The following is a 12,697-nucleotide window of genomic DNA, read 5'->3' as shown; positions in this document are numbered from 1 at the left end:
AAATGAGATGTTATTATAATAATATACAATACTTCTAAGGTAAGAATCTTTAAGCGGATATCAGATTTAAAATAGCCATACGTATTATAGTTATTATAAATTAGAAGGCCTCTCATTATTATGAAAAGCCTATTCTGACCTATTTTGTTATTAGTAATCTTATTTTTCAGCTTGGGGTATTTCAATTGTGGTCAGCTCCAGTTTATATTCCTGAAGTTGACAAAGTATTTTCTTCGTTTCTTTTTTAAAGAATGTAGAGGTTTGAAATACCTGCTGATAGTATTCAATTCCTTCGAGTAAATTTTTTCTGAACGTATTCCATTTTTTCGACTGTGCAGCTGTAACCTGAGCAGATGGATCCGGGATTTCTTTTTTCAGATAATCAATGTACATTTTGAGTTCGTTGATAAACATATGAGAACGTTGAGAATCAGGAAGGACGTTGGCATTTCCATAGATATGTTTTACCATTTCCGAAAGGGAAACTTCCTTGTTGAAAAAAGCAATATTAGGGCCCGGGCAAATCACCACTCCCTGTTTTTCTCCTTTGATTTCAATATTTTGTTCGAGGTATGCAGCATTTACAAGACCTACACAAAGACAGGCTTTTTCAGTAATCTCTGACCTTTTTTTTTCAAATTCTCCTGGAGACAATATTGCCTTTGCAGTATGAAGTTCCTTCAATTTAATATCCTGATATTTTTTAGAGGCTGTACAGGTTCCTTCAGGTGAAAACTCTTTACTTAGAGCAAGTAATTTTTTAGGACACGAACTGCCATATTTTCCATGGGATTCCTTTTGTGTTCTCAGCAGGTCGTTAGAAGTTCCCCTTACGGTGTTAAATGGAACTCCCAAAGGTGAAAGGTTACTCAGGTACAGGTCTTTTTCCGTGGATTGTAACAGCAGTTTCCGGGTTTCAGTGTCCACAGAAGTTGCCTCAGGAACCAATAAAAAAGGAGATCCCCACCCGACACTGTCTACCTTATAATGTTCGAGTAAAAATTCATGTTCTTCGGAAGTGCCCACTCCTCCCTGTACTGTAATTTTCATTTCTAAGGGTGTGGAAATAACAGGTCTTCCCTTTTGTTCCAAAGCCTTGATCATTAAATCGTGAGCAGACCGGATCAGCTCATTCTTTTTCTGCCTGAACTCTTCCATAATGGGACCGAGGAGCATTCCATCTGTAGCAAAAGCATGTCCCCCGCAGTTTAATCCGGATTCTATTCTGTACTCTGAAACCCATAATCCTTTCTTCGCCAGAAAATTTCCCTGAATCATTGCAGAACGGAAATCGCTGACTTTGATAATGATCTTTTTTTTCAGTACCCCGTTCCGGTCCGGAAAAAAATCATCAAATTCTTCAATATAACTATACAGCCTGGGATTCATTCCTGCAGAAAGAACCATGGAAGAAGATAACTTGCTTTGAGCAAATCCGCGTAATGAAGCATGAGCATCATTATAAATCACAGGAAGCTGTTCATTGTTCCTGTAATTATCTTTGTCAACCTTTGTCATGATGTTGACATCAATGTTTCCGGGTCTTAAATTGGATTCAATAAAATTTTTAATACCTGAACTCCAGCTATCCTTCTGATTAAGGAAATTCAGCATGCTGTTTTTCAGATCTGAAGTATTCGGTAACATGGCAATAAAGTCTTTCAAAGCCTCCTTATTCCTACTGATTTCCTGTTTGAAAGATTCAAATTTCTCATTCACGATATCATCCACCATATCCAGATATGCGGTGATCCTTTTGGCCCGGTAGTCTTCCGTTTTTGTTGAAATTCCTGCATAATCAAGATTGAATTTCTTATTATAGAAAGTCTTCATTTTTTCCAGAATCTCATCATCAATAATGGAAATTACGGATGAAATGCCATATTGAGCCACACGGATCGGGCTGTCAATGGTGTAAGCAAGCCCCATAACCGGAATATGGAAGCTGTGTAAAGGTTTATTTGTCATAAAGGTCTGATAAAAGTTCTTTTTTATTTACCTAAAAATCCTTTACAACTATTCACTGGCTAAAAATATTATTTTAAAATGAATTATGCATTAAATAATATCTGGAATATAAAAAAACATGTCAAATGTCATTTTATTTAGTGCTTATAATTAAGGCAAAGTAATTGTGATTCAACTGTTGGTTTGGAGAGAGCAAAGAGGCAGGGATTTTAGCTTAAGCAGGTATGTATGAATATTTGTATTTTATCTTATGAAGCAATGTATAAAACAAAAAGATCAATCTTTCGACTGATCTTTTGATTATACAATATATTTAAAATTATTCTGCTTTGTTTTTAAGCATCATCAGAAGACTGTAAGCTCCTTTCTGAACAATTTTTTTGTTTTTTAAAAAATCTGCTTTTATGATTTCTGTGAACTGATCATCAGAAGTTCCGGTGATAACCGGAATCATTTTATAATCCGAGTTTCCAAGGTCTTCAAAAACATAATTCTTATTTTCAAAAGAAACTACGGCTTCATTAGGAACTCCCGGCGTATACCTGCTGCTGATACTAACTTCAGCATTCACATACATTCCTTTCACAAACCCTGAATTTACAGAAGAAAGTTTAGCAATGGCAGTAGCAGAGCCTCTCTCTTCTATGCTTGGAACCACACTTATAATTTTAGCGCTGGATTTATGTTCAGGATTCTGATTGTTATACACCAGGATTTCCTGCCCGGGTTTTACATCGTTCATATCATTTTCAAAGACTTTTAATTCTAAAAGTAACCCGGCCGGATTGATCAGTTCAAATAAGGTATCAGCCGGATTGATATACTGGCCGTTATTGACCAGGATTTTACTTACAAAACCGGTAAAGGGAGCGTAGACGTTGATCCTGCTTCTGATGTTTCCTGTGTGGAGTCCTTTTACATTGATTCCGATCAGCTGAAGCTTTTCTTCAAGTCCCCGCAATGTTGCATTTAAAGTAGAATAGTCTGCCAGTGCTGTTTGCATTGTTTTATCACTGCTTGCTTTACTGCTGTTAAGATCTTTCTGACGGTTATAGTTTAGCCTTGCTGCTTCAAGCTGGGCTTTGGTTACAAGATAATCCTGCTGAAGCTGTATGAATTGCGGATCTTCCACTACAGCAAGAACCTGCCCTTTATTAAAATGGCTCCCACTGATCACATGAATGGATTTAATATGTCCTCCCATAATACTGGAAACTGAACTGATATGGGAGGGTGCAATTTCTGCTTTCCCGTTAAGCTTTATCAGCTTTTCCATATTCCTGTTCTGAATGGTGACTGTGGTTACTCCTATGGTTTGCTGCTGTTTGTCCGTAAGATGAACGGTATTCTGATCATTTTTGGCAAACTTTGTATTTTCATACACGGTCTTTTCCTCTTCTTTTTTTCCTGAACATGATGTTAAGACAAGAGCCAGACCAAGGCTGTATATTGATATTTTTCTGAAATGCATGACGCTGTTATTTTGAAATTAAGAAATGAAGTTCGGAACCAATCTGATTAAGTTTTTCCAGCTGATCAATATAGTCGGCTTTTGTCTTTACAGCCTGGTTGACCAATATTACCCAGTCCAGATAATCAATTTCCCCTGCTTCCATTTGTTTTTGTGCTGTCTTTAGGATGGTTTCAGATTTAGGAAGCTGCTTCTGCTCATAATTCTCAATGATGCTTTGCTGGTTCATATAGTTGCCCAGTTGCTGTCTTAATCTGTTTTTAAGTTCAATTTCTTTTCTTTGGTATTGATTTTCAGAAATTGCAATTTTTGCTTCAGCTGCTTTTGCCAAAGCCTTTTGTCCTTTGGTGAATAAAGGGATTCCTACTCCCACCTGCACCGAGCTAAAACGGTTGTTATTAATATTTTTCATACTTTGGTTCGTATACCCTACCATCAGTTCCGGGAGTAGTCTGCTTTTCTCCAGCTGTACTTCTGCTTCTCCTATTTTGATCTGTTGTTGCAGGTACTGAAGTTCCGGATGTTGTTTCACCATGTCTTCAGATATCTGAAGTGCAATATCCATAACAGGTTTCCCGGCAACAGGCTGATACGGTTTTTCGGACTGAAGAAGCAGCTGAAACTGAAGGCTGGCAATATTCAGATCATTTTCCAGAGTATTCAGTTGTACACTGATCTGTTCCTTTTGAATTTCAGCAGTTGATTCTTCCAGGATATTGGCCTCCCCCTTCTTTAATCTCAGGCTGGCTTTGTCAGCAAAGTTAGTGTAAAGCCCTCTGATATATTCCAGTACCTTTTTCTTCTCCTGAAGGACCAGTATTCTATAGAAAACATCTGAAACTTCTTTGGTAAGCTGTGTCTTTGTCAGATTCTGATTGATAATACTTGCAGACCATTCCGCATCCAGCATCCGCTTCCTTTTTGAATATACTGTCGGAAAGCTGAATCGTTGGGAAACTCCGAATGAATTATCCGTTTCTTCTCCCTGGATCTGGCCCAGTGCACCCGAAATTTCCAGCTGGGGAATATCCAGATAGCTGGCTTTCAGCTTTTCCTGATATTCCGACATCAGCTTTGTGTTCCTAAGGGTTCCGTTCTGTTGAAATGCTTTTTCCAAAGCCTGTTCGTAAGTAATATTTTCCTGAGCCTGGAAGCTACCGAAAGTAAATATCAGTAAGAAAACAGCCAGTTTTTTATCGTTTATTCTTTTTGAAAATTTCATTTTATTTTTATTAAAGTGTTCAAACAATACATAGAGGATCGGAAGTACAAATAAGGTAAGAAGGGTTGCCAGCATCAGTCCGCCGATGACCACTGTAGCCAAAGGTCTTTGTACTTCAGCCCCGGCCCCGCTGCTCAATGCCATGGGAAGGAACCCGAGAGAAGCTACAAAAGCGGTCATTAAAACAGGGCGAAGCCTGATTTTTGTTCCCATAAGTACAATTCTGCTGGTATTTTTTATCCCATTATTTTTCAAACGGTTAAACTCTGATATTAAAACAATTCCATTAAGTACTGCTACTCCGAAAAGAGCTATAAATCCTACCCCTGCACTGATGCTGAAAGGCATTCCTCTCAATGCAAGAAAATAGATACCGCCTATTGCAGATAATGGAATAGCTGTATAGATCAGTAAACTGTGTTTCACCGATCCGAAAGCGAAGAAAAGCAACAGGAAAATCATCACCAGGGATACAGGAACAGCAATGCCAAGTCTGGCTTTTGCCTCGTTTAAGTTTTCAAAAGTCCCTCCATAAGAAATGGTGTATCCGGGAGAAAGTCTGAGATTTTTTTTCTCTTTCAGCTGTAATTCTTCCACGATGCTCTGGACATCTTTTCCCCTTGCATTGAAACCAACAATAATCCTTCTTTTCGTATCCTCCCTCTGAATCTGATTAGGGCTGTCTTTAAGTTCTACTTTTGCAAGCTGGGATAACGGGATTTGTTCACCCGACCCTGTAGGAACAAGTAAGTTCTGAATGCTGGTTAGATCTTTTTTGTGTTCATTATCCATTCGGACTACAATATCAAATTTTTTCTCGCCTTCATATAAGGCTCCTGCTGTTTGCCCTGCAAAAGCCATATTGATGACTCTGTTGATATCGGCAACAGAAATATTGTATCGGGATAATTCTGAACGGTTGTAATCAATAACTACCTGCGGGGCACCTACAACAGGTTCAATATAAAGATCCTGCGCACCTTTTACCGTATTGATGATACTTCCCATTTTCTTTGCATAGGCAGCCAGACTATCCAGGTCTTCACCATAAATTTTACATACTACATCCTGTCTTGCTCCGGTCATCAGCTCATTGAAACGCATTTGTACGGGAAACTGGAAACTGGTTGTCAGTCCGGGAATAACGCTTAATGCCTTACTCATTTTGTCTGAAAGCTCAGAAAATGTTTCTGCAGAAGTCCATTCTTTCTTAGGTTTTAAAACAATGATCATATCTCCGGAATCCATTGGCATAGGTTCTGTAGGAATTTCCGCACTACCAATCTTCATTACGACCTTTTCTACTTCAGGAAAATCTGTCAAAAGAATATGGGCTGCCCGGGTAGTAGCTTTCTTTGTTTCATTGATATTACTCCCCTGGAGGATTCTCATTTCAACGGCAAAATCACCTTCTTCCAGAGAGGGGATAAACTCTCCGCCCATTCCGGATAGGATAAAGACAGCTCCTGCGAAAAGAATCAATACCCCGGAAATAATCGTTTTTCTGTATGCCAGGGCTTTTATAAGAAGTTTCTGGTGGATTGTTTCTACTTTAGCCATTACCCGGTCTGAAATGGTATCTTTTTCTTTTTTCTTCCTGCTCAGGACAAGAGCACTCATCATTGGAATATAAGTAAGAGAAAGGATAAAAGCTCCAATCAGGGCAAATGCAACCGTCTGTGCCATCGGTTTGAACATTTTGCCTTCTATCCCCTGGAGGGTAAAAATAGGCAGGTAAACGATAAGAATAATAATCTGTCCGAAAACAGCACTGTTTACCATTTTGGTTGCTGATCCCGAAACCTGGTCATCCATTTCTTTTTTACTCAATTGATTATCGGAGCCAAAGTGTTTTTTATGGGCTAACTGATGTAAGACGGCTTCAACAATAATAACCGCACCATCTACAATAAGCCCGAAATCCAATGCGCCAAGACTCATAAGATTGCCTCCAACTCCGAAGATGTTCATCATAATGATGGCAAATAACATGGATAAAGGAATTACTGAAGCTACTAATAATCCGGCCCTGAAATTTCCCAGGAATAAAACAAGGATGAATACGACAATCAAAGCACCTTCCATCAGGTTGGTCTTTACAGTGCTTATGGTGTTGTTTACCATTTTAGCACGGTCAAGGAAAGGTTCAATAACCACCCCTTCCGGCAACGACTCCTGGATCTTTTCCAGCTTCTGTTTAATATTGGCAATGACTTTATTGGCATTTTCACCTTTCAGCATCAATACAATTGCTCCCGATACTTCACCGGTATCATTATAGGTCATGGCTCCGTATCGGGTTGCGTAACCGGTTTTTACAGATGCAACATCCTTAATGTGTACCGGAATTCCCTCCCGGGTATTTGCCACCTGAATATTTCCGATATCTTCCGTAGTCCCCAAAAGGCCCTCACTTCTGATGAAAAGAACGGTTTCTTTTTTTTCAATATAGGCACCTCCGGTATTCTGGTTGTTTTTTTCCAGAGCAGAGAAAACATCATTGATATTGATGTTGAATGACTGGAGCTTGTTCGGATTGATGGCTATTTCATACTGTTTAAGCTTTCCTCCAAAACTGCTGACATCTGCCACTCCTTTTGTTCCTAAGAGCTGGCGTCTCACCACCCAGTCCTGAATCGTTCTGAGTTCGGTTTCATCATATACATTTTCGTAGCCTTTCTTTGCTCTTACAACATATTGGAAAATCTCCCCCAATCCGGTAGAAATAGGCCCCAGTTCCGGTTTTCCGATACCTGCCGGGATATTGTCCTGAACAAGCTGTAAACGTTCCTGTACCTGCTGGCGGGCCCAATATACATCGGTATCATCATCAAAAACAACGGTTACCAGAGAAAGCCCGAACCGGGACAGGCTCCGGAGTTCGGTAATTCCGCTGATATTGCTTGTTGACTGTTCAATAGGAAACGTGACCAGCCGTTCAATATCAGCTGCACCATATGAGGGAGCTGTGGTAATGATCTGCACCTGGTTGTTTGTAATGTCGGGTTGGGCATCAATGGGAAGCTTGGTGGCCTCATAGATTCCAAAAAGGATGAGCCCCACTGTAAACAGAGCAATGATGAGTTTATTCTTTACAGAAAACTCAATAATTTTATTTAGCATAAAAAGAATAATTGATAACCCGGAATACAATAAAAGCTATGCAGACTCTGTTTCCACAAAATAACCGGAAACATTAAAGCAATAACACACTTTTCTGAATCCTGATCTCTTTTTATCAAAAGCCTCTTTGTATTGATATAAGATATCCGGTTTACGTTTAAGCATACACAGCTATAGTGTATAACAGGTTAATTGATATGTGTTAAAAAAGGATTACTTTGAAAAAGATATCCAAAGTGTTTTATTTTCTATTAAAAATCAACTAAGAAAGCGCGGAGGCTGAAAGATCCGGGAAAGATAAAGATTGGAAAAATCTTTTTCCTGATAGATGCTGTTTTTTTGGGGAATTGTAATTTCTTTGGGTTTTTCAATGTGAAAACTGTGTTCGGGAAGCTGCGCATGAACAGTCAATACAATAGGAGGATTGATAAAAGGCAGCTTTTGGTCGGTATCCCAGTCGGAGTCTTTTTTGTGATTGTCATAGTGTTCCATAACAAATTCTGAAAGACTTCCATGATATTCCATAAAGTGTTCTACAAACATAGGTACCTTAAGTACTTCCCCCGCATTGGTGGTAGCCAGTACATACATCATTGAGCATAATATGGAGAACCATTTTAACATCAATGCAAATATAAGGGTTAAATTTTTCCTGACAGAGCTCTGGTATTAATTTTTTGAGAATTTTGTATAGTTTAAAAATAGTTTAAATAAAAGCTATCCATAACAAGTAAACAAAATCAGAGTGGCTCAGGACTTCCTGTGAAATATTAAGACAGGAAGCCGCCATTTTATCAGAAAGTCTGCAACCAAAAACTTCACCTGTACCATGAATAATTCTTGCTATAATAATGGGCAGGCCTGAAATAATACAGCCAGTAACTAATAATCTGACCTTTTTTAATGTTTTATTTATAAATTTTGTTTAAAATATCGGGAGCAAAGGTCTCCGAACAGTCAGTACAAAAATTTGATCCAGGTCAAAAAAAGATACAGTAGCTTTAATCAAAATCTAAAAGACTATCAGTAAGCTGTTTCCATTGTATTTTGGCAACTCCAAACATTCCGGGAATAGCAATAAAAAGATTTCTTATTATGTCTAGGAATTTGGCATTGAAGTTAGGTTTTTCATTCCGTCCGTATACGGCAGCTTTTAAGTGGTCCGGACTTTTATGGATGATGAATGTAGAAGTAGCCCCTGAACTGTAAAAGTGAGCAATATGCCTGCTTTTTTTATTTTCAGGATTTCGTGATGGTTTACAGGTTATAAGGATGCTTTCAGAGATATTATCCTGATAATAACAAAGATCTGTTATTTCTACCCAGTCATATCCTTTTGCTTCTGTTTCTCCAGGCCCGGGAATATTGATCCTGATAAAATCTCCTTTCTGGGGTTCCCGTTCCACAGGATTAGCTTCAGAATCGTAAAGTTTAAATGCTGCAAACGCTTCACCGCAATAGCTTTTCCATTTATTGATTGAAAAAAATCTATTTTTAAGGATCTCAAATTTCAGCGGAATAAGAGCCTGATCAAACTGCTTTTTGCTTTCAGTGTCATGGAATCCTCCGGATTTTTGCCGGGGAACTCCTTTTATTTGTTTTGGTTTCATACACAGTCTGTTTTAAAACAAATAAATGAAAATTTAAGATTTTATTTTATGAGCCGGATCACAAGAATCGTATTTGAATCCGTTTTACTATGAACAAAAGAATAAAAAAAGTATGATGAACAAGTCTTTTAAACCAGAATAGTGACCATGAAATATATTATAATTGTAGTTTATAAGGAGTGTACAGCCAAATTTGAGAATCCTAAAGAAAATCGGCAAGTGTTATAGAATTACCTATTTTTAATTAAAATAAATATTTTTAATAAAAAATACACATACGATGTGTTGCATAATATAAATTTTGCTTATATTTGTGAATCGAAATAATTTTTTTTCATCATTTGTGTTTTTTTAAGGTCTCCAGTATTGGAGACCTTTTTATTTTAAATACTGTAATAATTGATTATTGAGTGTCTAAATGTAAATGCGGAATGTATACGGAAAAGTTGTTCCGTCTATGGAATTAAACCCTTTTCAATTCAATATTATTTGATATTTTTCATAAAATCAGTAGGCCTGAACTGCATGACTGACTGGAAGCTTCTTGTATAAGCCTGCACACTTTTGTATCCTACTTCAAATGCTGTTTCAGAAATTGTAAGATTACCTGAGCTTAGGAGTTCCAGACTTTTGATAATACGGAGTATTTGTTGGTATTTGGTCAGGGTTAGCCCTGTCTCTTTTTTGAAGATACGCTCCAGAGTACGCAGAGACAGGTGAGCTCTATCAGCCAGGTCTTCGATTTTGATGTCATTACGATAATAATCATGAAGATGCGCTATAACTTTGTTTAACCGCCTGTCTTTGGGGAGACAGATATGAAGTTTCAGGGAATGTTCCACAAAATGAGGCAATTCATTGAAAAGTGCTTTAAGGAATACGGTTTCATCGTCGTTTTTCACAGTAAGTTTTGACCACCTTTCGGCGTATTTTATCATCTCCTTCAAGACTGGCGGTACGGAAAATACATTAACTTCCTGATAAAAAGGGTCTTTTTTATGTAGATCCGCAAACATAATCATCAATTTGATTTTTTCCGAATGTGAGTTGGTTTTATGAAAAGCACGGGAAGGGATCCAGATGGCATGATTTTGTGGAAGCAGGTAGATCTTTTCTTCAATGGTAATATACTGGAATCCACTTTCAACATATACCAGCTGTCCTCTCTCATGGTAATGGAGAACATCATCATGAGTCCAGTTATTTTCAAACCAGACAAAATAAGATTTATCCAGCTCATCAATTTCTATATTATTTTGAGTATTCATGTCGTTTCGGGTTAAAACTTTGGCAAAATTAAACAAAACAGCTGTATTAATTTTGTGCAAAAGTTTTTATTATGATGAAGAATGAAGTAAAAAAAGATGCTTCTTATGTTTTATTGATCATTAACGTATTGGTTGTTATCCTGATTTCAAGTAATCTCAGGTCTCCTATTGTTGCAGTTTCGCCTGTATTGGGAGAAGTAAGAGATGCATTGAAACTGGATAATTTTCAGGTAAGCCTTCTCACTTCTATTCCACTTTTTATGTTTGCGGCCTGTTCTGTTCTGGTCAGCAGATTTTCCGGTAAGCTGGGGCTTAACAGGCTTTTAATGTACTCATTGATCATCTTAAGTATGGGGTTACTCCTCCGTATCTCAGGTTCCGTCTGGCTGTTGTTTTTAGGCTCCCTGTTTATAGGGTTAGGAATATGTATAGGGAATGTAGTTACTCCCGGATATGTCAAAAATAATTTCCCCGGCCAGATTGGACTGATGACTGGAATTTTTGCAGTATCAATGAATCTTACTGCTGCCCTAGCTTCTGGGTTCAGTGTGAAAATCGGAGAATGGACCGGTTTAGGCTGGCGTGGTTCTCTGGGAGTCTGGCTGGTTATAGCCGTTTTGGGATTGCTTGTGGTAATTCTGGAACTTATTTTCAATAAGAGGGCTTCTGAGCAGCCTAAAGCAGTTTTAAGGGCTTCGGGCTTTAATATGTTTAAATCTTCCCAGGCCTGGAACATCAGTATTTTCATGGGGTTGCAATCATTGTTTTATTATTGTATGGTTGCCTGGCTGCCCTCTTTTCTTTCCGATTATCATATGCAGGCGGAAAGCTCAGGGTGGGTTCTTTTTATTATTCAGTTTACGATGATTCCGATAACCTTTTGTTGTCCGATTATTGCAGGGAAAATGAAAGATCAAAGAATAATGATCCTGTTTATATGTGCATTAATGTTTGGAAGTACAATGATGTTTATTTTCTTTAAGTCAGAATGGATCTATGTAAATGCCGTTATCATAGGAATTTCTAACGGATTGTCCTTTAGTTTATCCATTTTGTTTTTCTCTACAAGAACCAAAAATAGTATCAATGCGGTAAAAATTTCCGGAATGGCACAATCTGTAGGATATCTGATTGCGGCATTCGGACCTCCGGTTTTTGGGAAGCTGCATGACAGGGATACTTCCTGGAACACTTCGTTCTATTTTTTGAGTACAGCTGTATTGTTCATGTTTTATTTCGGAATGAAGGCCGCAAGAAACAGATGTGTTGAGGATCAGGGGTAAAGGTCAGGTCACCCGTCTTTTATTGCTGGATGCTACCCATTCTTCTTTTTGGCAATTGGGGCAGCATCCGGCATTACCCGTTTTTTTATGTTCTGTATATCCGCAGAATGTACAAGAATAATGTCTTTCCTCATGAATATGTTTTAACGGATTATTTAATGAGTCCGGCATAATAGGAAGGCCATATTTTACAGATTCATCTTCGAAAAAGAATACACTGATCTCTCCTGATATTTCTTCTATAGCCATTTCAACCTGCCCTAGCTGTGAAACTCCTTTTAGCCTGAGCTCTGCAAAGAATTCGTCACTCCCCAGATTTTCTTTCTGAAAGTTTTTAATGGAGAATTCGCCATTTTCTATCAGGCAGATGGACTTCCCTTCAACCAAATTTTCAAAATCTTTACTTTTTCCGATAAAATGGGTCACAATGGAATACAGGAGAATAATAACAATAAAAACAATAAGGGATGAAATAATTCCGACATCCTTATTAAACATCGGATCTCCTGCTGCCGACCCCAGACCGATTATGACTACCAATTCAAAGATTGAGAGTTGTTTTACACCTCTTTTACCTAAAATTCTAAGTCCGATGATAATAGCCAGGAACATAATTATGGTACGAAGAATGATCTCTAAAAGAAAAGACCATTCTTCGTGACCCAATAATAATTCTTTCCAATCAAGATTTAAGAGAAAAACTGACAGCATAAAAATTATTTATCAGGGGATATTCAAAAAATAAGCCATAA

At 37.9% G+C, this 12,697-nt stretch carries 8 protein-coding genes; 1 reads left to right on the top strand and 7 read right to left on the bottom strand.

Translation table 11 applies throughout. The annotated features are described in order from the left end of the window. Positions 1-159 precede the first annotated feature (159 nt). The 6 genes from DRF59_RS13530 to DRF59_RS13505 all read right to left on the bottom strand — a co-directional run bounded on the left by DRF59_RS13530 (position 160) and on the right by DRF59_RS13505 (position 10,662). Positions 160-1,968, bottom strand: a complete 1,809-nt coding sequence (locus DRF59_RS13530) for a hypothetical protein (RefSeq protein WP_115961010.1) — start codon at positions 1,966-1,968, stop codon at positions 160-162. 319 nt (positions 1,969-2,287) lie between these two features. Next, positions 2,288-3,439, bottom strand: coding sequence for an efflux RND transporter periplasmic adaptor subunit (locus DRF59_RS13525; RefSeq protein ID WP_115961007.1), 1,152 nt, complete (start codon positions 3,437-3,439; stop codon positions 2,288-2,290). A gap of 7 nt (positions 3,440-3,446) precedes the next feature. Further along, positions 3,447-7,784, bottom strand: coding sequence for a CusA/CzcA family heavy metal efflux RND transporter (locus DRF59_RS13520; RefSeq protein WP_115961004.1), 4,338 nt, complete (start codon positions 7,782-7,784; stop codon positions 3,447-3,449). Between the two features lie 258 nt (positions 7,785-8,042). Then, entirely contained in the window at positions 8,043-8,378 is a 336-nt protein-coding gene (locus DRF59_RS13515) for a hypothetical protein (protein WP_115961001.1), read from the bottom strand. A 407-nt stretch (positions 8,379-8,785) separates the two neighbouring features. Next, complete coding sequence (locus DRF59_RS13510) at positions 8,786-9,394, bottom strand: hypothetical protein (protein WP_115960998.1); 609 nt, start codon at positions 9,392-9,394, stop codon at positions 8,786-8,788. 485 nt (positions 9,395-9,879) lie between these two features. Then, the gene (locus DRF59_RS13505; protein ID WP_115960995.1) at positions 9,880-10,662 is read right to left on the bottom strand and encodes a helix-turn-helix domain-containing protein; all 783 of its coding nucleotides are present in this window, start codon (positions 10,660-10,662) and stop codon (positions 9,880-9,882) included. A 71-nt stretch (positions 10,663-10,733) separates the two neighbouring features. On the opposite strand from DRF59_RS13505, the gene DRF59_RS13500 reads away from it, so the two are divergent. After that, entirely contained in the window at positions 10,734-11,945 is a 1,212-nt protein-coding gene (locus DRF59_RS13500) for a CynX/NimT family MFS transporter (protein WP_241505594.1), read from the top strand. A gap of 3 nt (positions 11,946-11,948) precedes the next feature. Here the strand turns inward: DRF59_RS13500 and DRF59_RS13495 are convergent, their stop codons facing one another. Beyond that, positions 11,949-12,656 carry a DUF421 domain-containing protein gene (locus DRF59_RS13495; RefSeq protein WP_115960989.1) on the bottom strand — a complete coding sequence of 236 codons (708 nt, stop codon included), beginning with the start codon at positions 12,654-12,656 and terminating at the stop codon, positions 11,949-11,951. Between the last annotated feature and the right edge of the window lie 41 nt (positions 12,657-12,697).

The organism is Chryseobacterium flavum (genome assembly GCF_003385595.1).
In the GTDB taxonomy this organism is placed as follows: domain Bacteria; phylum Bacteroidota; class Bacteroidia; order Flavobacteriales; family Weeksellaceae; genus Chryseobacterium; species Chryseobacterium flavum.
This window is presented reverse-complemented; position numbering and strand designations above follow the sequence as displayed.